The organism is Cyanobium sp. ATX 6E8, assembly GCF_024346335.1.
GTDB lineage: Bacteria > Cyanobacteriota > Cyanobacteriia > PCC-6307 > Cyanobiaceae > Cyanobium_A.
Genome location: NZ_JAGQCT010000016.1, coordinates 1 through 20,593, shown reverse-complemented (window position 1 = coordinate 20,593; position 20,593 = coordinate 1). Strand labels below are relative to the sequence as shown.

23 protein-coding genes and 1 tRNA gene are annotated in these 20,593 nt (G+C 67.9%); 19 read left to right on the top strand and 5 right to left on the bottom strand.

The window, feature by feature from the left end; genetic code table 11:
• Positions 1 to 58 precede the first annotated feature (58 nt).
• From pheS to KBY70_RS11780, 4 genes are all read left to right on the top strand, one after another.
• Entirely contained in the window at positions 59 to 1,066 is a 1,008-nt protein-coding gene (gene pheS, locus KBY70_RS11795; protein ID WP_254988627.1) for a phenylalanine--tRNA ligase subunit alpha, read from the top strand.
• 67 nt (positions 1,067 to 1,133) lie between these two features.
• A complete protein-coding gene (locus KBY70_RS11790; RefSeq protein ID WP_094560195.1) occupies positions 1,134 to 2,051 on the top strand; it encodes an NAD(+) kinase in 918 nt (305 codons plus the stop codon).
• Positions 2,048 to 2,734, top strand: coding sequence for a winged-helix domain-containing protein (locus tag KBY70_RS11785; protein WP_254988626.1), 687 nt, complete (start codon positions 2,048 to 2,050; stop codon positions 2,732 to 2,734). Before KBY70_RS11790 ends, KBY70_RS11785 begins: the two co-directional genes overlap by 4 nt.
• The gene (locus KBY70_RS11780; RefSeq protein ID WP_094560193.1) at positions 2,734 to 3,234 is read left to right on the top strand and encodes a DUF192 domain-containing protein; all 501 of its coding nucleotides are present in this window, start codon (positions 2,734 to 2,736) and stop codon (positions 3,232 to 3,234) included. The genes KBY70_RS11785 and KBY70_RS11780 overlap by 1 nt, the downstream gene beginning before the upstream one ends.
• On the opposite strand, the gene cbiE is transcribed toward KBY70_RS11780, so the two are convergent.
• Positions 3,164 to 4,477, bottom strand: coding sequence for a precorrin-6y C5,15-methyltransferase (decarboxylating) subunit CbiE (cbiE, locus tag KBY70_RS11775; RefSeq protein ID WP_254988625.1), 1,314 nt, complete (start codon positions 4,475 to 4,477; stop codon positions 3,164 to 3,166). The two genes, KBY70_RS11780 and cbiE, sit on opposite strands and share 71 nt — an antisense overlap.
• Before the next feature lie 41 nt (positions 4,478 to 4,518).
• Between cbiE and KBY70_RS11770 the strand changes: the two genes are divergently transcribed.
• The 6 genes from KBY70_RS11770 (at position 4,519) to KBY70_RS11745 (ending at position 10,819) form a co-directional block, all read left to right on the top strand.
• A complete protein-coding gene (locus KBY70_RS11770; RefSeq protein WP_254988624.1) occupies positions 4,519 to 4,791 on the top strand; it encodes a hypothetical protein in 273 nt (90 codons plus the stop codon).
• Between the two features lie 27 nt (positions 4,792 to 4,818).
• Positions 4,819 to 7,326 (top strand): GH116 family glycosyl hydrolase, encoded by a 2,508-nt coding sequence (locus tag KBY70_RS11765; protein WP_254988623.1) that lies wholly within the window; start codon positions 4,819 to 4,821, stop codon positions 7,324 to 7,326.
• Positions 7,323 to 7,823, top strand: coding sequence for a DUF3122 domain-containing protein (locus KBY70_RS11760; protein ID WP_254988622.1), 501 nt, complete (start codon positions 7,323 to 7,325; stop codon positions 7,821 to 7,823). Before KBY70_RS11765 ends, KBY70_RS11760 begins: the two co-directional genes overlap by 4 nt.
• A 520-nt stretch (positions 7,824 to 8,343) precedes the next feature.
• On the top strand, positions 8,344 to 8,574 hold the full coding sequence (locus KBY70_RS11755) for a hypothetical protein (RefSeq protein ID WP_254988621.1): 231 nt from the start codon (positions 8,344 to 8,346) through the stop codon (positions 8,572 to 8,574).
• Positions 8,575 to 8,675: 101 nt separating this feature from the next.
• Positions 8,676 to 9,764 (top strand): bifunctional diaminohydroxyphosphoribosylaminopyrimidine deaminase/5-amino-6-(5-phosphoribosylamino)uracil reductase RibD, encoded by a 1,089-nt coding sequence (gene ribD, locus KBY70_RS11750; RefSeq protein WP_254988620.1) that lies wholly within the window; start codon positions 8,676 to 8,678, stop codon positions 9,762 to 9,764.
• 5 nt (positions 9,765 to 9,769) lie between these two features.
• On the top strand, positions 9,770 to 10,819 hold the full coding sequence (locus tag KBY70_RS11745) for a mechanosensitive ion channel family protein (RefSeq protein ID WP_254988619.1): 1,050 nt from the start codon (positions 9,770 to 9,772) through the stop codon (positions 10,817 to 10,819).
• Here the strand turns inward: KBY70_RS11745 and KBY70_RS11740 are convergent.
• Genes KBY70_RS11740 through KBY70_RS11730 form a run of 3 tightly spaced genes read right to left on the bottom strand, consistent with a single transcriptional unit; the run spans position 10,785 to position 12,164 of the window.
• Positions 10,785 to 11,291, bottom strand: coding sequence for a DUF427 domain-containing protein (locus KBY70_RS11740; RefSeq protein ID WP_254988618.1), 507 nt, complete (start codon positions 11,289 to 11,291; stop codon positions 10,785 to 10,787). The two genes, KBY70_RS11745 and KBY70_RS11740, sit on opposite strands and share 35 nt — an antisense overlap.
• Positions 11,284 to 11,529: a Nif11-like leader peptide family RiPP precursor gene (locus tag KBY70_RS11735; RefSeq protein WP_254988617.1), complete on the bottom strand. Its 246-nt coding sequence runs from the start codon at positions 11,527 to 11,529 to the stop codon at positions 11,284 to 11,286. The genes KBY70_RS11740 and KBY70_RS11735 overlap by 8 nt, the downstream gene beginning before the upstream one ends.
• Positions 11,526 to 12,164: an SOS response-associated peptidase gene (locus tag KBY70_RS11730; protein WP_254988616.1), complete on the bottom strand. Its 639-nt coding sequence runs from the start codon at positions 12,162 to 12,164 to the stop codon at positions 11,526 to 11,528. The genes KBY70_RS11735 and KBY70_RS11730 overlap by 4 nt, the downstream gene beginning before the upstream one ends.
• A gap of 113 nt (positions 12,165 to 12,277) precedes the next feature.
• On the opposite strand from KBY70_RS11730, the gene ftsH reads away from it, so the two are divergent.
• The 7 genes from ftsH to KBY70_RS11695 all read left to right on the top strand — a co-directional run bounded on the left by ftsH (position 12,278) and on the right by KBY70_RS11695 (position 18,341).
• Positions 12,278 to 14,158 (top strand): ATP-dependent zinc metalloprotease FtsH, encoded by a 1,881-nt coding sequence (ftsH, locus tag KBY70_RS11725; RefSeq protein ID WP_254988615.1) that lies wholly within the window; start codon positions 12,278 to 12,280, stop codon positions 14,156 to 14,158.
• A gap of 54 nt (positions 14,159 to 14,212) precedes the next feature.
• Positions 14,213 to 15,166 (top strand): ornithine carbamoyltransferase, encoded by a 954-nt coding sequence (argF, locus tag KBY70_RS11720; protein ID WP_254988614.1) that lies wholly within the window; start codon positions 14,213 to 14,215, stop codon positions 15,164 to 15,166.
• A 134-nt stretch (positions 15,167 to 15,300) separates the two neighbouring features.
• Positions 15,301 to 15,939: a transcriptional repressor LexA gene (lexA, locus tag KBY70_RS11715; RefSeq protein WP_094560182.1), complete on the top strand. Its 639-nt coding sequence runs from the start codon at positions 15,301 to 15,303 to the stop codon at positions 15,937 to 15,939.
• 90 nt (positions 15,940 to 16,029) lie between these two features.
• Positions 16,030 to 16,102: transfer RNA gene (locus KBY70_RS11710), tRNA-Ala, on the top strand.
• A 210-nt stretch (positions 16,103 to 16,312) separates the two neighbouring features.
• Positions 16,313 to 17,605, top strand: a complete 1,293-nt coding sequence (locus KBY70_RS11705; RefSeq protein WP_254988613.1) for a site-specific integrase — start codon at positions 16,313 to 16,315, stop codon at positions 17,603 to 17,605.
• A gap of 176 nt (positions 17,606 to 17,781) precedes the next feature.
• Entirely contained in the window at positions 17,782 to 18,096 is a 315-nt protein-coding gene (locus KBY70_RS11700; protein ID WP_254988612.1) for a hypothetical protein, read from the top strand.
• A complete protein-coding gene (locus KBY70_RS11695) occupies positions 18,093 to 18,341 on the top strand; it encodes a hypothetical protein (RefSeq protein ID WP_254988611.1) in 249 nt (82 codons plus the stop codon). Before KBY70_RS11700 ends, KBY70_RS11695 begins: the two co-directional genes overlap by 4 nt.
• Positions 18,342 to 18,424: 83 nt before the next feature.
• Here the strand turns inward: KBY70_RS11695 and KBY70_RS11690 are convergent, their stop codons facing one another.
• Entirely contained in the window at positions 18,425 to 18,643 is a 219-nt protein-coding gene (locus KBY70_RS11690; RefSeq protein ID WP_254988610.1) for a hypothetical protein, read from the bottom strand.
• 15 nt (positions 18,644 to 18,658) lie between these two features.
• Here KBY70_RS11690 and KBY70_RS11685 point away from each other — a divergent pair, with 15 nt between their 5' ends.
• Both KBY70_RS11685 and KBY70_RS11680 read left to right on the top strand, forming a co-directional pair.
• Positions 18,659 to 19,366 carry a hypothetical protein gene (locus KBY70_RS11685; RefSeq protein ID WP_254988609.1) on the top strand — a complete coding sequence of 236 codons (708 nt, stop codon included), beginning with the start codon at positions 18,659 to 18,661 and terminating at the stop codon, positions 19,364 to 19,366.
• Positions 19,359 to 20,593, top strand: a 1,235-nt coding sequence (locus tag KBY70_RS11680; protein ID WP_254988608.1) for a hypothetical protein, incomplete at its 3' end; no start/stop codon positions are given. The genes KBY70_RS11685 and KBY70_RS11680, both read left to right, overlap by 8 nt.

Below are 20,593 nucleotides of genomic sequence, written 5' to 3'. Positions count from 1 at the left end.
GGTACTGGGGTTGGGTCTGGGGCGGCTCCTTACAGTCGGCACTCCCTCCGCCTCAGCCGTGAGCGCCACCGTGTCCCTGCAGCAGCTCACCAACCAGCTCCAGGAGCTGGAAACCCAGGCCGCGGCAGAGATCTCCGCGGCCAGCACCGCCGCTGAGCTCGAGGAGCTGCGGGTGGGGTTGCTGGGCAAGAAAGGGCGTCTGTCGGGGGTGCTCGGGGCGATGGGCAAATTGCCCGGCGACGAGCGACCGCTGATCGGCCAGCGGGCCAATGTGCTCAAGGAGCAGGTGCAGGCTCTGCTGGGCGAGCGCCTGACGGCCGTGAAAAGCGCCGCCATGGCCGCGCGCATCGCCCGCGAAACCCTCGACGTCACAGCCCCCTGCAGCTACACGCCGCCGGGCCACCGCCACCCGCTGATCAGCACGATCGAGGAGATCACCGACATCTTTGCCGGGCTCGGCTATCGGGTGTCAGAAGGCCCCGAGATCGAAAGCGACTACTACAACTTCACCGCCCTCAACATCCCGGAGCACCATCCGGCCCGGGACATGCAGGACACCTTCTACCTGGAGGACGGCCGGCTGCTGCGCACCCACACCTCGCCCGTGCAGATCCGCTATCTGGAAAACAACCCGCCGCCGGTGCGGGTGATCGCCCCGGGCCGGGTGTATCGCCGCGACGCGGTGGATGCCACCCACTCGCCGGTGTTCCACCAGGTGGAGGTGCTGGCCATCGATGAGGGCCTGGATTTCAGCCACCTGCGCGGCACGGTGACCGCCTTCCTGCAGCAGTTCTTCGGCGATCTGCCGGTGCGCTTCCGCGCCAGCTACTTCCCCTTCACCGAGCCCAGCGCCGAGGTGGATGTGCAGTGGCGCGGCCGCTGGCTGGAGGTGATGGGTTGCGGCATGGTCGACCCCGCCGTGCTCACGGGCATGGGCCTCGATCCCGAGCGCTGGAGCGGCTTTGCCGCTGGCCTTGGGGTGGAACGGTTCTGCATGGTGCGCCACGGCATCGACGACATCCGCCGCCTCTACACCAGCGATCTGCGCTTTCTGGAGCAGTTCTGAGCAGACCGCCAAGGCCCATCCAACCAGCCCCCCCATAAACTCAGACTGCCCTCCGCGCCCCCGATCGGTGCCCCGCGTCGGACTGATCGTGAATGACGGCAAGGACCTGGCCCTGGCCACCGCCGATGCCATTGAGGCGCGCTTCACGGCGGCGGGCTATGGCGTGGTGCGGGTGAGCAGCTCCGGCGGCATGGTGGGCTTCGCCAACCCCGACCAGCACCTGCGCACCCGTGGCTACACGGCCTGCGTGCCGGCGGGCTTCGATCGCGACCTCAGCCTGGCGGTGGTGCTCGGCGGCGACGGCACCGTGCTTTCGGCCGCCCGCCAAACCGCGCCCGTTGGCGTGCCGATTCTCACGGTCAACACCGGCCATCTGGGTTTTCTGGCCGAGGCCTACCTGCACCAGCTGGAAACGGCCCTCGACCAGGTGCTCAGCGGCGAATGGACGGTGGAGGAGCGCACATCCTTAATCGTCAGCGTGATGCGCGGCGACCAGCGGCGCTGGGAGGTGCTGTGCCTCAACGAGATGGCCCTGCACCGCGAGCCGCTCACCTCGATGTGCCATTTCGAGATCGCCGTGGGCCGTCACGCCCCGGTGGACATCGCCGCCGACGGCGTGATCCTCTCCACCCCCACCGGCTCCACCGCCTATGCCCTCAGCGCCGGTGGCCCGGTGATCACGCCGGATTGCCCGGTGCTGCAGCTCACGCCGATCGCACCCCACTCCCTGGCCTCGCGGGCCCTGGTGTTCAGCGACCGGGAGCCGGTGACGGTGTTTCCGGCCACACCGGAGCGGCTGATGATGGTGGTGGACGGCAGCGCCGGTTGCTACATCTGGCCGGAAGATCGGGTGCTGGTGCGCCGCAGTGAGCAGCCGGTGCGCTTTGTGCGCCTGGCCGACCATGAGTTTTTCCAGGTGCTACGCAACAAACTGGGCTGGGGCCTGCCCCACGTGGCCAAGCCCGGCAACGGCACCGCACCATGAGCGAAGCCCTGATCCTGCTGGTGGGCCCGGAAGCCGAGGCGCTGGCGGCCCGACTGGAAGCCTCGGGCTACGTCTGCAGCAGCGAAGCCCAGCTGGGGATCGGCGCTGGCCAGGACTCGGCTGCCAGCCCCGATGCCGTGCTGCTGTCGGCAGGAGAGGCCGGGCGGATCGGCGCATTGCGGGCGCAGTGGGGCACCATTCCGCTGCTGCTCGACGTGGGCAACGACACGGTGGAGGCCCGCATCCATTGCCTCAGCTCGGGTGCCGACGACTTCTGGCTCTCGAGCCTCGGCCCCAGCGACCTGCTGATGCGGTTGCGACTGCACCTGGATCTAACGCGCCGCACCAACGTGCCGGCCCAATTGCTGCAGGTGGGCGATCTGGTGGTGAACCCCAGCACGCGCCAGGTGAAACGCGGCCCCCGGCCGGTGGGCCTAACGGCGCGGGAATACCAACTGCTGCTCCTGCTGCTGGAGCGCAAGGGCACGGTGGTGGGCCGCGAGCTGATCCTGCGCCAGGTGTGGAACGACGATCAGGCCACCACCAGCAACGTGATTGAGGTGTACGTGCGCTATCTGCGCCAGAAGCTGGAGGAGGGCGGCGAGCGGCGGCTGATCCACACGATCCGCGGCCAGGGCTACTGCCTCAGCGAGCGCCTGCCCCCGCTGGAGGCGCGCAGCTGATGGGTGTCCGTTCCCAGCTGCGCTGGTGCGGGCAGGCGGCCCTGGCCCTGCTGCTGAGCGGCTTCACGCCCCCGCCCCAATGGCTACCGATCACGGCCCAGTGGTGCCTGGCCCCGCTGCATCCCCAACGCTGCATCGCCCTGGAGGTGGCCGACACCCCCGAGAAACAGAGCAAGGGCCTGCAGCTGCGGCCGCCCCTGCCGCCCCTGCGGGGCATGTGGTTCCCCTACAGCCCGCCCTCGCTGGCGCGGTTCTGGATGCACCGCACCCCCGAACCCCTCGACATGCTGTTTGTGCAAGGCAACCGGGTGGTGGCGATCGAGGCCCACACCCAACCCTGCCTTCAGCTGCCCTGCCGCAGCTACGGCCCCGACCAAGCGGTGGACGGCGTGCTCGAACTGGCCGCCGGCCAGGCCGAAGCCCTGGGGATCACGGTGGGCAGCCCGGTGCGGATTGAGCCGCTTGGGAAAGCCTCCCCTTCAACACCAGCACAGGATTGAGCGGCGCCAGGCGGGTGCCGTCGGCCAAGGGCGCCCCCCGCCAGGCCTGATGCTGGCCCACCGCCACCCGGCAGCCGGCCTGCTCCAGCAGGGGCCGCAGCTCCGCCAGGGCCTCCACGGTGGCCAGGGGGATCACCACCACGCCGCCAGGCCGCAGCCGCTGCAGCACCGCCGCCAGCACGGCCGCCCGCTCGCGGCCACCACCGCCAAGCAGCACCCGATCCGGATCGGGCAGCGCCGACAGGGCGTCGGGCGCCCGGCCGTCGTGGATCCCCGCTGGCCGCACCCCCAGCCGTTCGGCATTGGCGGCGATCAGCGCCGCCGAACCGCCCCGCGCCTCCAACAACCAGCCCGCCAGGCCAGGCCGCAGCCGCAGGGCCTCCAGGCCCACCGAGCCCACACCGGCGCCGATGTCCCACAGCACGCCGCGCTCGGGCAGCTCCAGATCGGCCAGCAGCTGGATGCGCACCTCCCGCTTGGTCATCAGGCCCGGGCGGTCGTCGTGCTGGAGGAACAGGCCATCGTCGAGGCCGAACAGGGGCAGAGCCGCCGGATCGGCGGGGGGCGCCGGCGGCTCGGCGATCAACAGCACCAGGTGCAGGGGATCGACTGCGGTGGGCAGCGCCGCCTGCGGGGCGAGCCGCTGCACCCGCTCCTCGGGATGCCCCAGCCGCTCGCACAGCCAAACGGCATAGGCCGCCTCCAGCCCTGAGGCCGCCAGGATCCGCCGCGCCTCCTCGGCCCCGCCCCGGCTCGGATCGGTGAGCACCGCCAGGGCGGCGGGCCTTTTCTGCAAGGCGGCGGCCAGGGGCTCCGGGTCGCGGCCGTGCAGGCTGATCCAGCTGGCGTCCTGCCAGGGGCGGCCGATCCGGGCGAAGGCCAGCTGCAGCGAGCTGGGGGCCGGGTGAAAGCGCAGCTGGGCCGCCGGGAAGCGCTGCAGCAACAACCGGCCGATGCCAAACCAGAGCGGATCACCGCAGGCGAGCACCACCGCCGGCTCGCCGCTGGCCAGGGCCTCCTGCAGGGGCTCCACGATCTGCTCGGGCCGGTCGCTGGCCAGCAGCGCCGGGCAGGGTTGCTCCTGGGCGATGCGCCCGGCCGCCTGCTCCGCGTGCCACCAAGGCTCCAACGGCCCCAGCAGCCGCGCCGGCGCCACCACCAGCCGTGCCCGGCGCACCAGCTCCAGGGCCCGGGGAGCCAGAGCGGCCAAGCCACTGGCATCGGTGCCGATCACCTCCAACACAGCCTGCTGCGCCAGGGCGCTTCTCGGTTACTGGAGCCATGATGCTCAGCCGAGTGCCCTTCGGCCTGGCCATGAACGACCGCCGCCAGCGCATCCACGACCTGGTGCTCGCCCTGCTGGCCCAGCAGGGCGACCTGGAGCTGCTGGCCGGCGACGGCACGGGCCTGCCCAGCGGCGATCCCAGCAACTGGATCGAGCGCAACCGCCGGGTGGTGCAGCGCTACCAGGCCCTGGTGCGCTCCGCCGTCACCCTCGATGCCCTGGTGGATCAGGAGGTGCACGGCGGCTTCCAGCCCCCAGCCAACGACCTCTGACAAGCTGGGCGCACCTTTTCTGGCCCCATGGCGCGCTTCGGCCTCTCCGCCCTGACCTCCCTACTCCAGGGGAAAGGGGGCCGCCGGACGGGCACCAGCAGGTGGACCGCACCGGCCGCCAGCTGGAGCCGCCCCTTCGGCCTGGGCTGGCAGCAGCCCTACACGGTGCGCTACGCCAGCAACCTCGACGACGGCCCCAACCACGGCATGCCCCTGGGGGGCTTCGGTGCCGGCTGCATCGGCCGAGCCCCCGACGGCAGCTTCAACCTCTGGCACCTCGACGGCGGCGAGCACTGGTTTGGCACCCTGCCCGACTGCCAGTTCGCCCTGTTTGAAAGCGACGGGACCCAGAGCCGTGCCCACGCCCTGGCGGTGAAGCCGGCGGCCGATGCCTCCCGCCCCGAGGGCAGCGAGCCCCTCAGCGCCTGGAGCTGGTACCCCGCCAGCACCCCTGAGCAACCCACCGGCACCTACGCCGCCCGCTACCCCCTGAGCAGCACCAGCTACGAAGGCGTGTTTCAAGCCGAGGTGAGCTGTGAGGCCTTCAGTCCGATCCTGCCCGGCGACTACCAACGCACCAGCTACCCGGTGGCGGTGTTCGTCTGGACGCTGACCAACCCCACCGACCGACCCCTCGACCTCTCCCTGCTGCTGAGCTGGCGCAACACCACGGGCTGGTTCAGCAACACCGATCCCACCGCGGCAGTCCAGTTTCGCGACGACGGCAGCCCAGAGCACAACTACGTGCCGGCGATCGGCCTCAGCAAGGGCCAGCGCAACCGCTGGGTGGATGGGGAGAACCTGCGCGGCGTGCTGCTGGAGGGTGATCGCTCCACGCCGATCGGGGAAGGGGAGGGGCAGTGGTGCCTGGCGGCCCCTGATCACCTGGAGGTGCAGCGCTGCAGCCGCTGGAACCCCCACGGCAGCGGCGCCGAGCTATGGGAGCCCTTCGCGCGCGATGGCTCGATCCCCGACAGCAACAACGACCGCCGCAGCAGCGAGGGCGACCCCAGCAGCGCCGCCCTGGCGGTGAGGTGCCAGCTGGAGCCCGGCGCCAGCATCGAGATCCCCCTGGTGATCAGCTGGGACCTGCCGGTCACGGCCTTCGCCACCGGCACCCGGGCCCTGCGCCGCTACACCGACTTTTTTGGCGGAAAGGCCGGCAGCGCCGCTGCCATCGCCGCCGAGGCCCTGCGCGACTGGCGCGATTGGCGCGCCCAGATCGAGGCGTGGCAACGGCCGGTGCTGGAGCGCACGGATCTGCCCGACGCTCTGCGCATGGCGCTGTTTAACGAGCTCTACGACCTGGCCAGCGGCGGCAGTCTCTGGACCGCCGCCAGCAGCGGCGATCCGGTGGGTCAGTTTGGGGTGTTGGAGTGCCTCGACTACGCCTGGTACGAAAGCCTCGACGTGCGGCTCTACGGCTCGTTTGCCCTGCTGCAGCTCTGGCCCGAGCTCGACAAGGCCGTGCTGCGCAGCTTCGCCCGCGCCATCCCGGCCGCCGATGCCACTCCCCGGCCGATCGGCTGGTATTTCACCCAGGGCAAGGGCCGGGTGGAGGCCCCCCGCAAGGTGGCCGGCGCCACACCGCACGATCTGGGCGCCCCCAACGAGCGGCCGTTTGAAGCCACCAATTACACCGCCTATCAAGACTGCAACCTCTGGAAGGACTTGGCCAGCGACTACGTGCTGCAGGTGTGGCGCACCTTCAAGCTGGCCCCAAGCGGCGAAGACCTCAGCTTTCTGGCGTCCTGCTGGCCGGCGGCGGTGCAGGCCCTGCGGTATCTGAAGGGCTTCGATGCCAACAACGACGGCCTACCCGACAACGGCGGCGCCCCCGACCAGACCTTCGACGACTGGCCGCTGAAGGGCGTGAGCGCCTACTGCGGCGCCCTCTGGATCGCAGCCCTGGAAGCCGCCCTGGCGATGGCCCAGCAGCTGCAGTTGGAGCTGGGGCTCGACACGAGCGGCGAGCAGCGCGAATTCGGCAGCTGGCTGGAGCAGAGCCGGGCCAACTTCGACCCACTGCTGTGGAACGGCGAGTACTACAACATCGACGCCGAGAGCGGCACGCCCGTGGTGATGGCCGACCAGCTCTGCGGTGATTTCTACGCCCGGCTGCTGGGTCTGCCGCCGGTGGTCGCCACCGACCGGGCCCAGAGTGCGCTGCGGGCCGTGAAGGAGGCCTGCTTCGAGGGCTTCCAGGGCGGCACGCTCGGCGTGGCCAACGGCCTACGACGCGACGGCACGCCCCTCGATCCCAACGGCACCCACCCGCTGGAGGTGTGGACCGGCATCAACTTCGGCCTGGCGGCCTACTACCGCCTGATGGGCGAAACCGACACCGCCTTCGCCATCTCCGCTGCCGTGGTCGAGCAGGTGTACAGCGGCGGCCTGCAGTTCCGCACCCCGGAAGCCATCACCGGGGTCAACACCTTCCGGGCCTGCCACTACCTGCGGGCGATGGCGATCTGGGCCCTGTGGGCCACCCACACCAACTGGCAAGCGATCCCCGGGGCGGAGCGCCAGCCATGAAGCGCATGCTTGCCCTGCTGCTGGCCCCTCTGTTGGCCCCTCTTTTGGCCGCCACCCTCTGGCTGGGCCTACCCCCCGCCGCCCAGTCCCTGGTGCATGCCCACAACGACGAGAACGGCACCCCGGTGGTGCGCAGCCTCGAAAGCCTGCGCGACCTCGACTACCAGAGCTGGCAGGTGGTGGCCTACCGCGAAGGCCCTCCCGGCGGGCCCCTGAAGCTGCGGATCGTCGGCTACCCCGGCAAGGTGCGCCTCGACCACCCCACGGCCCTGCAGGTGCAGAGCGGTCGCTTCCGCTGGGAGCTGGCCGATGTGACCCTGGCCAATCCCCAGCTGGCCGGAGACGGCCGCGCCGCCGCCGCCGAATTCGACCTGGCCCCGCTGCTGGCCGACCTGAAGCAGGACCGGCCCCTGCGCCTGGTGCTGCCGGGAGTGTTTGTGGAACTGCCGGTGCCGCCATTTGTCGTGGCGGAATGGCGCAGCCTGCCGATGGCTTAGCCAGCAAGTCAGGATTGCCAACGACAGCCCCTCTGCAACGCAACGAGTATCAATCAGGGCAGGGCACTGAGCCACCGAGCAAAGCTGGATTGATCAAGATAGAATTACGAAAACATTGTGCACGAGGACGGCATCATGGTTAGCTTTTCCAAGAGCATCGCGGTTGTTGCAAGCCTTACAACGATTGCGGTTGCCGCCGTTGCTGCCGTGAGATACTTTGATGGAATGGATGGGCAAATAAAAGATCAGCGGCTTTTAATTGAGACGTTGCAAAAAGAGCTCAAAGACCGTGGGGATAGCACCCAGAGTCCGCAGTCTCAGTCTCCCGGCGCTCCATCTCTGCCTGCCCCGGCCTCTTTGCCCCTTCAAAATCCTCCCCCGCTGCCCACTGCACCAGCTGCAGACGAGATAAGGCCTCCGGCATCGGCGCAGTGACGCCAGACAACCCGTGAATCACCTTTCTGCTCAGACGCGAACAAACAGAGATTGCAGCGCTGCGTTTCCACGCCATCATGCAGCCATGAGCATAACAATTGGCCTGGCTTTTTCGTTGACCATCGGCTGGATGGCTGCAAAACTCCTGGCCGGAAAGGCTCGGAGTCAAGGCGAGGATCAGAGGACGATTTCTCTGAAGACGATTTCTCTGAAGACGATCTCCTTGGATCAGGAACGCCCCAGGGCCCTGTCTTACACGGAAATGATGAATTCAGGGAAACAACGGATGGATCAAACATCCCTCAGGGACGACTGATATCTCTTTTAGTTTTTCTCCACTCGCTTTGTTGCTCTTCCACACCTTCTTCAGTGCCACCCCCCTTATCCAGCCCCGAACCCAGCCCCTGGCGCCCCTGGATGCAGCGAGCCCTGCAGCTGGCGGCCCTCGGCACCGGCCGCACCAGCCCCAACCCTTTGGTGGGTGCGGTGGTGCTCGATGCCAACGGAGCGTTGGTGGGGGAGGGCTACCACGCCCGGGCTGGTGACGCCCACGCCGAGGTGGGCGCCCTGGTCCAGGCGGGCGAGCGGGCCCGCGGCGGCACGCTGGTGGTCACCCTGGAGCCCTGCTGCCACCACGGCCGCACGCCCCCCTGCACAGGCGCCGTAATCGCCGCGGGGCTGGCCCGGGTGGTGGTGGCCATGGCCGATCCCAACCCCCAGGTGGCCGGCGGCGGCCTGGCCCAACTGCGGGCCGCCGGCATCGCGGTGATCACCGGGGTGGCCGAGACGGAAGCCCGCGCCCTCAACCGCGCCTTCTGCCATCGCGTCGCCACGGGCCGCCCCCTGGGACTGCTCAAATGGGCCATGGGTGCCGACGGCCGCACCGCCCTCAGCAACGGCGCCAGCCAATGGATCAGCGGCCCGGAGGCACGGCAGTGGGTGCACCGGCTGCGGAGCCAGTGTGATGCGGTGATCGTGGGGGGCGGCACGGTGCGCGCCGACGACCCCCTGCTCACCAGCCGCGGACGGCGCGATCCCGAACCCCTGCGGGTGGTGCTCAGCCGCAGCTTGGATCTGCCGGCCAACGCCCAGCTCTGGAGCCAGGCCGCCGCGCCCACCCTGGTGGCCCATGGCCCCGAGGCACCGCCGCAGGCCTGCGCCGCCCTCGATCAGCAGGGCGTACCCCGGCTGGAACTGGAGCTCTGCAGTCCCCGGGCCCTGCTGGAGGCCCTGGCGGCCCGCGGCTGCAACCAGGTGCTGTGGGAATGCGGGCCGGAGCTGGCCGCCGCGGCCGTGCGCGACGGCTGCGTGCAGGAGGTGGCCGCCGTGATCGCCCCGAAACTGATGGGCGGCGAGCCGGCCCGTACACCCCTGGGCGAGCTGGGTTACAGCGCCATGGCCGAGGTGCCGGCCTGGCCTGCCCACCCCCCCCTGGCCCTCGGCCCCGATCTGCTCTGGCGGCTCACCACCCCAACCCCCGAACCCCCAGCCCCCCCCTTCCCTTGAGCGCCATGCCCACCACCAACCTGCCCTTCGCGCTGCAGCTCCCCCTGGCGGGGGCGGTGCTGGCCCTGGTCGTGTGGCTGCTGCTGGATCGGCTTGGCCGGCGCTGCCGCAGCGGATCCCTGGTTCGCGCCCTGCTGCTCAACGGTCGGCTCAGCCTGGCCGGAACAGTCTTGCTCAGCAGTGTGGGCTGGTGGCTGGCGGGGCCGGAGCAGGGCCTGCAGGTGCGCGATCTGCTGCTCAGCATCGGCGTGGTGTGGACCCTGCTGCGCTGGCGTCGAGAACTCAAGCAGCGCGATGAGCACTACGCCGCCCAACTGCTGCCGCACCTCGCCCCCAAAGACCAGCTCTTCCTGTTCGACGTGCTCGACAAGCTGTTCTGCAGCGCTGCCCTGCTGGTGGTGCTGTTCAAGGCACTCGAGCTGCTGGGGGTGTCGGCAGGGGTGTTGATCACCGCCGGGGGCTTCGGCGCCGCAGCCCTGGGCTTCGGTGCCCGCATGATCGTGGAAAACGGCCTCAGCGGCTTGAGCCTCTACATCAACCGGCCCTTCACTCTCGGCGACACGATCAACCTGCCGGCGCTCAACCTGCTGGGCACGGTGGAGAAGGTGGGCTGGTTTTACACCGAGCTGCGTGATCCCGACCGCCAGCGGATTTACATCCCCAACGGCATCTTCACCAGCCAGGCAGTGCAAAACCTGGCCCAGATCGACAACCGCCGCATCTGGATCGAATTCGGACTCCGCTACGCCGACCGCGGCCGCATCGAGGCCATCATCCACACCCTGGGGGAGCGGCTTGAGACCCTGACTGGGATTGACCGGGTCAGGGACCGGCTGGTGCACTTCGTCGACTACGGCGACTCGGGCCTGCTCTTGCGACTGCTGTGCTTCAGCGCCAGCGGCGACCGGCAAGCAGCCTGGGCCCTGAGGCAGCAGGTGTTGCTGTTGATCGGCGAGGTGGTGGAGCAGGCCGGGGCCGCCATGCCCTTCCCCACCCGCACGGTGATCTCAAACGATGGCCCTACCTCAACTGCGGATGCAGCGGATCCCCCTTGAAGGGCCCCACCACCGCGGAGGTGATCCAGCCGCCGTAGAAACCGCCCGGCTGGGGCACGACCCGCTCGCCATCGAGCCAGCAGCCATCCATCAGGGCTGGATACACGGCAAACCAACCCGCCAGCGCCGCGAAGGCGGGGGTGGGCTCGGGGTAGGTCCACACTGCCCGGCGTAGGCGGCGCTCGGCCGGACCGCCCGGATCCACCACCACATCGGCGTAACGGGCCACCCCCTTCCACTCGCAGAAGCTGGTGCCGGCGCTGGGCTGCAGCAGCTCTAGCCGCACACTTTCGGGCGGCAGGTAGATGGTGGGGGGATGGAAGGTTTCCAGCACCCGCAGGGCGCACTGGCTCTCCGCCAGCAGCTGGCCCAGGGCCTCCACACGCACCTGGGCAGCGCTCTCCACCAGGGCTGGCGGCCGGGGGTAGTCGCACACCCGCTCAACGGCTGCCGCCATGGCGGGCTCAGGCATGGATGAAATTGCGCAACCGCCGGCCTTCCGCTCCGGCCCGCTCCTGCAGCTCCGCATCGCTGAGGCTGGCCTCCTGCCGCTGCTGCGCGGCGATCACATCAGCCTCCTCGAGCGCATAGCCGGCGCCGCGGGCCAGCTCCAGGAAGGCCGGCAACTCCAGGGGCTCCGCCAGCTGGGCCGCCAGGTCGGGCGTCTGCCGGGCAGCGGCCAGGAAGGCGTCCAGTTGCTCGAGGCTCACAGATTCAGCTCCAACTGGGGCTGGTCTAGCCACGACGGCGGGCCATCGGCTAGCCAGCCAGCGGGATCCCAGGGGAGCAGCAGCGGCTCCAGGGCTCTCAGGCCGGGGCCGTCAGCGACCGCCAGCCAGGCCTCCTCCAGCCCCGTGGGAATCACCACCGGCATGCGCCGGTGGATCGGCGCCAGCAGGGTGTTAGGGGCACAGGTGAGCACGCAGCAACTCTCCAGCTCGCTGCCATCCGGGCCAATCCAACGGTCCCAGAGGCCGGCCAGCCAGAACAGCCCGCCGTCGCGCCGGCGGATCCAGCGGCCCTGTTCCCAGAAGGCATCGGCGGGGATCAGGCAGCGGCGGTGACGCCAGGCGCCGCGGAAGCTGGGCTTGAGCGCCACGGTTTCGGCGCGGGCATGCACAGAGCGGTGGGCGGTGGCCGGATCCTTGACCCACTCGGGCAACAGCCCCCACAGGGCCAGGGCCACCTGCAGCTGGCCGTGCTCCTGGCGCTGGATCAACAGCGGTTCGCCCGGGCGCACCTCGGCCCGGGGGGCGTAGTGGGCCGCCAGCCCCGGCGGCAGGGGGCCCTGCAGCTGCGGCAGCAGGCGGGCGAGATCGGCGCCGAGGGAAAAGCGACCACACATGGAGCAACAGGCGACTTGAGGATTGGGGGAGCGCGTTCGGTTCTCCCAACCTTGGCTCGATCGCCGCTGGAGAGCACAGGCCTAGCCTGGGGGTCACCTTTGGCTGCCGCACCATGGCGATCCGCCAGGACGACAACCGCCCCAACCGCCGCTTCGGAATCATCAACCTGGTGTTGATCGGCTTCGGCGTGCTGCTGCTGTTCAGCAACTTCCTGCCCAATCCAGCCGCCCAGGTGCCGCGGGTGCCCTACTCGCTGTTCATCGACCAGGTGAACGACAGCAACGTCAAGCGCGCCTACATCACCTCCGACCAGATCCGCTACGAGCTCAAGGAAGCCTCTGAGGAGGGCGCACCCACCGTGCTCTCCACCACGCCGATCTTCGACATGGATCTGCCCCAGCGGCTGGAGCAGCACGGGGTCGAGTTTGCCGCCGCGCCGCCCCAGAAGCCCAGCTTCATCACCACGGCCCTGAGCTGGGTGGTGCCGCCGCTGATCTTCATCCTGGTGCTGCAGTTCTTCGCCCGCCGCCAGATGGGCGGCGGCGCCCAGGGGGCCCTGAGCTTCACCAAGAGCAAGGCCAAGGTGTACGTGCCCGATGAGGAATCCCGGGTCACCTTCGCCGATGTGGCCGGTGTGGATGAGGCCAAGGCCGAACTCGCCGAGATCGTCGACTTCCTCAAGAAGCCCGAGCGCTACGCCGCCATCGGCGCCCGCATTCCCAAAGGCGTGTTGCTGGTCGGCCCTCCCGGCACTGGCAAAACCCTGCTCTCCAAGGCTGTGGCCGGCGAGGCGGAAGTGCCCTTCTTCATCATTTCCGGCTCCGAATTCGTGGAGCTGTTCGTCGGCGCCGGCGCGGCCCGGGTGCGCGATCTGTTTGAAGAGGCCAAAAAGAAGGCCCCGTGCATCATCTTCATCGACGAACTCGATGCCATCGGCAAGAGCCGTTCCGGCTCGATGGGTGTGGTGGGCGGCAACGACGAGCGGGAGCAGACCCTCAACCAGCTGCTCACCGAGATGGACGGCTTCACCGGCCAGGACAAACCGGTGATCGTGCTGGCGGCCACCAACCAACCGGAAACCCTCGATGCCGCTCTGCTGCGTCCGGGTCGTTTCGACCGCCAGGTGCTGGTGGATCGCCCCGACCTGTCTGGTCGCAAGTTGATCCTTGACATCTACGCCAAGAAGGTGAAGCTCTCGAGCAGCGTTGACGTTGACAAAATCGCCCAGGCCACCAGCGGCTTTGCCGGCGCCGACCTGGCCAACCTGGTGAACGAGGCGGCCCTGCTGGCGGCCCGCGCCTACCGCACCGAAGTGGAGCAGGCCGACCTCAACGAAGCGATTGAGCGCGTGGTGGCTGGCCTGGAGAAGAAGAGCCGGGTGCTCCAGCCCGATGAGAAACGGGTGGTGGCTTATCACGAAGTGGGCCACGCCATCGTCGGCCACCTGATGCCCGGCGGCAGCAAGGTGGCCAAGATCTCGATCGTGCCCCGGGGCATGAGTGCCCTGGGCTACACCCTGCAGCTGCCAACCGAAGAGCGCTTCCTCAACTCCAAGGAAGACCTCGAAGGCCAGATCGCCACCCTGCTGGGCGGCCGCAGCGCCGAGGAGATCGTGTTTGGTGAAGTCACCACCGGAGCCGCCAACGACCTGCAGCGCGCCACCGACATCGCCGAGCAGATGGTGGGCACCTATGGCATGAGTGAAACCCTCGGGCCCCTTGCCTACGACAAGCAAGGCGGCGGCCGCTTCCTCGGCGGCGGCAACAACCCCCGCCGTTCCGTCAGCGATGCCACGGCTCAGGCGATCGACAAGGAGGTGCGCACCCTGGTTGACAACGCCCACGCGCGTGCACTGGCGATCCTGCACCACAACCGGGACCTGATGGAGAGCATCTCCCAACAGATCCTGGAGAAGGAGGTGATCGAAGGAGACAACCTCAAGGAACTGCTGGCCAGCAGCGTGCTGCCCGAGGAGGCCGGGGTGACGGCCTGAGGCCTTGACGCCGGGGCACCTGATCACGGATAAGGGTTCTTTAGAGATGCAGCCATGGCTGCCATCAACGGATACCCGGCCCTGGCTGAGCTGCGCGGCAGGGATCTCCTCTCCTCCGCCGACCTGAGCGCCGAACAGACGCTGAGCATGCTGCGGCTGGCCGCCGACCTCAAGGCCGGGCGCAGCCACATCAATCTCGACGGCAAGACCCTCGGCCTGATCTTCACCAAGGCCTCTACCCGCACCCGGGTGAGCTTTTCGGTGGCCATGGCGCGCCTCGGCGGCCAAACCCTCGACCTCAACCCCCAGGTGACCCAGGTGGGCCGGGGCGAGCCCGTGGCCGACACGGCCCGGGTGCTGAGCCGCTACTTGGATGCCCTGGCGATCCGCACCTTCGCCCAGGAAGAACTGGCGGACTACGCCCACTGGGCCTCGATCCCCGTGATCAACGCCCTCACTGACCTGGAGCACCCCTGCCAGGCCCTGGCCGACTTCCTCACCCTGCAGGAAGCCTTCGGCGAGCTGGCCGGTCTCACCCTCAGCTACGTGGGCGACGGCAACAACGTGGCCCACTCGCTGATGCTCAGCGGTGCCCTGCTGGGTGTGAACGTGCGCATCGGTTGCCCCAAAGGCTTCGAGCCCGACGCCGCGGTGCTCGACCAGTCCCGCGCCCTGGCAGCGGCCCACGGCAGCAGTGTGGAGGTGCTGCATGAGCCGGTGGCGGCCGTGCGCGGCGCCCATGCTCTCTACACCGATGTGTGGGCGTCGATGGGGCAGGAAGAGGAAAAGGCGGAGCGGGAGCGGGCCTTTGCCGGCTGGTGCCTGAACGAAGAGCTGGTGGCGGAGGCCGATCCCCGGGCGATCGTGCTGCACTGCCTGCCGGCCTATCGGGGCCTGGAGATCAGCGCCGGTGCCATGGAGGGCAGCGCCAGCCGCATCTTCGATCAGGCCGAAAACCGCCTGCACGCCCAGCAGGCCCTGCTGGCGGCGCTGCTGGCCGAGCCCTGAACCGGATGGCGGCACGCTCCCGTCGACTTCGCCGGTTCCATCCCTGTCGCCCAGCCTTTAAGCGAAATCCGCCCGCGACAGAGCTGGACAAAGCGCCCACGAGGCGGTACATCTGTATCAGCGACGCCAACCCGGTGCCCCAGCCTGCTCATCAAGGCCATCACGACACCCAGCAAGAGCTGACCACGGCCCAGCGGGAGCTCTACGACTGGCTGGCCGACTACATCGGCGCCCACCGCCACAGCCCCTCGATCCGCCAGATGATGGAGGCCATGGGGCTGCGCTCGCCGGCGCCGATCCAAAGCCGCCTGCGCCACCTCCAGCTGAAAGGCTGGATCACCTGGCAGGAGGGCCAGGCCCGCACCCTGCAACTGCTGGGCGGCATGGCCAGCGGCATTCCGGTGCTCGGCGCCGTGGCCGCTGGTGGCCTGGTGGAAACCTTCGACGACGTCCAGGAGCGACTCGATTTGGCCCCGGTGCTCGACACCCGCGGCCTGTTTGCCCTCACGGTGAACGGCGATTCGATGGTGGATGCCCACATCGCTGATGGCGACGTGGTCCTGCTGGAGCCGGTGCCCGACCCCAGCCGCCTCAAGGCCGGCACGATCGTGAGCGCCCTGGTGCCAGGCAGTGGCACCACCCTCAAGCACTTCCACCGCAGTGGCGCCACGGTGACCCTGGAGGCCGCCAACCCGGCCTACGAACCAATCGTGCTTCCCGCAGACCAAGTGACGGTGCAGGGCAAGCTGGTGGCCGTCTGGCGCCAGGTCTGAACAGGCAGCGTTGTAAGCTCATCTAGCGCACGGCAAGGCCCACGGGCCAAAGCGAGACGACCAGCGTCATTGCTGCCAAAGCGCCTTTTCGGGGCCATAGCTCAGCTGGTAGAGCACCTGCATGGCATGCAGGGGGTCAGCGGTTCGAATCCGCTTGGCTCCATCGAGAGAACCCAGGCCCAGCCTGGGTTTTTTAATGCTTTGGTGCACCTCAGGCAGAGGGTCAGATGCACCCAGGAGCACCCAGACACCCCCATTTGGTGCACGATTTGGTGCATGCTGGAGCCGGTCAAACCCCAGTAAAAAAGGGGGCTGACCTCCTGCCGAACAGGCAGGCCCTCACCTTGGTGCACGTTTGGTGCATGTTTGACCCATGGCACCCCGTCAGCAGTGGTTTGAGACGCTCCGCGTGAGCATTGCCCAGGAGCACGGCAAAGGCTGGATCGTCCGGGAGGTGGGAGCCACCAGCCGCAACCCGATCGGGCGCTGCCAGCTGATCCGCATCTGGGAGGACCGCACCCGCAGCAGCGTGATGCTGCCCTTGGAGTGGAAGGCCACCAACGCCACGGCGATCCTCACCACCGTGGGCCAGATCCGCACCCTGATGGAGGAGCGCAACCTTCCCCTGCAGGAGGCCCTCAAGCTCAACACCGAGGCGCTGGGTGGCGGCCCGCAGGGTGCTGAGGAGGACTTTGCAGGGTGGCCGGAGGTAAAGGCGCGGTTCCTCAAGACCCAGCAGAGCCACCGCAGCTCCACACTGCGCGACCTCACCACCCGGCTGGATCGGGTGCTGGAAGCGCTGCAGGGCAAGCCAGCCCCCCGCGACGGCGGCACCCTGATGCGGCGCTATGCGGATCGGTTCTTTGCTGACTGCCCCCCAGGTGGCGTGGGCCGCAAACGCAACCTGTTGGATGTGGCCCGGTTCCTCACCTATGCGGTGGATGAGTGTGGGGCCCCGACGCGGTTCTACCCACCCAGCAAAGCCAAGATCAATGAGCTGATCGGCAGCGCCACCACCACCACCAGCGAGCGCCTAACGCCACCCATCAAGCCGGAGGATCTGGCGGCCCTGCTGGATCAGCTGGAGGCCGACGGCGAGCATGAGCTGCGGCTGGCGGTGGGGCTGGTGGGGCTTTACGGGCTGCGGCCCGCTGAGCTGGCGGTGCTGGAGGTGCGCGAGGGCAAGGGCTATGTGGGCCACGTCAAGCGCAACAGCAGCAGCATGAGCGCCAAGACCAAACCACCTCGGCTGGTGATGGCCATCGACGTGCCGGGCCGTGAGGGCGAGGGCGAGCGCCTGCTGCACCTCTACGGCAGCGGGCTGGTGAAGCTGCCCAAGTCGATCCGCAACCAGATCGCGCTGGTGGAGCAGAAGGGCAAGTTTCAGGACGTGGGCGCAGAGTTTGCTCAGAAGCTGGAGCGCTACGGGCCGTGGCAGGCGCTGGTGGCCCGCAACACAGGGCTCACCCCGTACTCACTGCGCCATGGGTATGCGTGGCGGGCCCACACCGGCAGCAGCCAACAGCTGCATCCACGGATCGCAGCGGCCCTGATGGGGCACAACGTCGCCACCCACCTCAAGCACTACGGCAGCTGGACCGATGAGGCCAGCCTGGAGGCCGCAGTGGAGCGGTTCAACGCTGGGGTGCACCCAGTTGAGTCATAGCTGCACATTGCCGCTATACTTTCACCATCGGATTAAACCACTGCGTCAGATGCAGCCTGCGGCGGTCTGACGGGTAGCTGCGCTGGTGGGTGTCTCCGGGTTGTTCTGCCCCTCCCTGCGGGATTAAGGGCCTGCGAAAGCTGAGCAGAACGCAAGACCCTTAGACATCCACACCAATGGCTAACACCATTTGCGGAGGTGCTGCGGCGCCTTCAATGAAAACCTCAGAGCTGAAGAAAACCCTCGGCTTTTATTTCAAGGAAGACCTCAAACGTATCTCCTGGAGGCACACTTGGGCCAGCATCAAATGCAACGAAAAGAACCGGGAGATGGTCCTCACCGCCAGCAGTGATGAGCCATCAGCCGAGGCCTTGAAAGCACTGGTGGAGCGCATCAATGCAGTGATCGCCAAGAACTGGCCGGACTGCAACATTCGCATGCGACTGGCTGAGTTCTCGCTGAGCTTTGCAAGCCAGGAGGTAGCCCAATGAGCACCCCTCAGCAATGGCTCCGCACCCCCGTGGCAGCAATGGCGCTGGGCTGCAGCCAGAACCACCTCAAGCGCTGCCGCGACACCCACGGCGGCTTCCTAGTGGGTGGTGAGCACTACATCCTCGGCACCAGCCACAGCGCCGCGATCCTCTGGAACGTGGAAAGGATCAGGGCTGCTTTTCATCACCGGGGCGTGATTCGGCAGCGCGGTGAAGCAATGCTCAAGCAAGCGGTGGGAGCATAAAAATGGCCCCTACAAATTGCAGAGGCCAGGGGCATGAGCATGCTCTGAGCCTAAGCGACCATCTGCTGCATCTGCAGGGGGTCTCAACTGGCAGAACAACTGCCACAACTGAGCAACAGCAGAACGGCAAGGCAGTGCATGCACCAGAGCGTGCACCATGGCGGTATCAGCTCCACCAACTCCAGCACCTTGAGCAGGATCTGGCCCTGCTGCCGATCGGCTGGGGTGCTGATCGCAAGGGGCCCATGCTGGAGGGCTGGCAGCACCACGATGGTTTCACCGTGGCCCAGCTGCAGGCTCATCGCAGCATGCGCTCAGTGGGCGCCCGCACCGGGCTGCTCACCGGCCCGCTGCTCTGCTTTGACTTTGACGGGGCCACCTCCCTGGAGCTGGGCCTGGATCACTTGATTGATCCTGGCTGGGCCAGCACTTGGCAGGTGCACCGCGACACCGACGCCAACCGGCTGAAGGTGTTGTTCCGGCCCACGCTGGAGCAGCTCAGTGAGCTGCCCGATGGCGCTGAGTTTCAGGGCAAGACCATCACGGCACCCAAGACCGACACCAGCAAGGGCGAGGCCCTGGAGGTGTTCTTCGATGGCGGGCGCCAGGTGATCGTGCTGGGTGAGCACCCCAGCAGCGGGGGGCACTACTACTGGCCCGAGGATCTGGGCCCCGAGGCGCTGTCAGCACCACCAGCTCACTGGTGGGAGCATGCGCTGCAGATTGCTGCAGAGTGCCGCCAAAGGATCACCACCGGCAGCCAACCCAGCTCAGCCCGCCATGGCACCAAGCGGCTCAACCCTTGCCCGATCTGCGGGCGGCACGGGTCGCTGTGGTGTGAGCAGACCCAGGAGGGGCTGATCCTCTGCATGCCCGGCTCCACCTTCAGCGCTGAGCAGCGCCATGGGCCCCTGGTGCTGGGGCAAGTGGTGGATGGCTGGGCGCTGGTGAAGCGCACACCGATCGGTGAAGGCGACGTTCTCACCTTCAAGGTGCACCGGCCCAGGGGGTGCAGCAATGGCTGAAGCTCCCTTCAAGGTGCTGGGGTGGTGCACTGATCGCAAGGTCATCTACTACCAGCACCGTCAGACCGGGCAGATCGCCTACATCACACCGTCAGCGCAGGCCACACCTCTCCTGAAGCTGGCGCCTGCTGACTTTTGGGAGTCGCAGTATCCGGGCCGACTTGGCACCGACTGGGTAACTGCTGCTTCCAAGGTGATCGAAAGCGCCAACAAACGCGGTGTGTTTGCCCTGGATCACGTCCGGGGCCATGGTGTGTGGATGGATGGCACCAAGGTGGTGTGGCATCTGGGGGATCGGCTGGAGGTGGATGGCAAGCCGGCTGATCTGATCGACCATCAGAGCAGTTACCACTACCAACGCCTACCCAGACTCGACATCAACCCTGCAACGGCTCCGCTAAGTGATGCCCAGGGCGCTTTGATCCTCCAGGCCGTTAAGGCCATGGGCTGGATCACCACGCTCGATCACCTACACCTGTTGGGCTGGGTGGTACTGGCCACGGTGGGCGGCGCGCTCGACAAGAGGCCCGTGCTGCAGATCACCTGCGGGTTCGCGCAAGGCAAGACCTACACCCTCACGGTGGTGATCCAGCCGCTGCTGGCTGGGTTGGCGATCTGCGAAAGCAACAGCTCAGAGGCGGCGATCCGCCAGACCCTCAACACCAACACCCTGCCGGTGTTGATCGACGAATCAGAGGGAGAGGATCAGCACAAACGCGAGGGGCACCTCAAGCTGGCCCGGCTGAGCTTTGACGGCAGAGCCACCAGCAGGGGCACCACCCACGGCAAAGCCCTCACCTATGCGGTGCGCAGCAGCATCGCCCTAGTAGGTATCAATGCGGTGATCGCCAATCCAGCTGATCGCAGCCGCACGGTGGTGGTGGGCCGCCAGCAGCTGCCCCAGGATCAATGGGGGCCAGTGGATCGCAAGCTGCGCGAGCTGCTCACGATCAAAACGGGGGCCATGCTTCTGCGCCGCTGCGTCACCCACCTACCCACACTGCGGGCCAACGTGGCCACCTTCCGCAGTGTGGTGGAGGGCCAGCTGCCAGCAGGAGCAGCGGCCCGGGCTGGCGACACCTACGGCGCCTTGCTGGCCGGTGACGTGGACCCCGGCAATCGGTCCAGGGTGAATGAGAGTCCTCAGCCGGCCAGACTGGGCCGGGGACTTCACCATGAAACGCACCAGGCACACCGCGGAGCAGATCATCCGCAAGCTGAAAACGG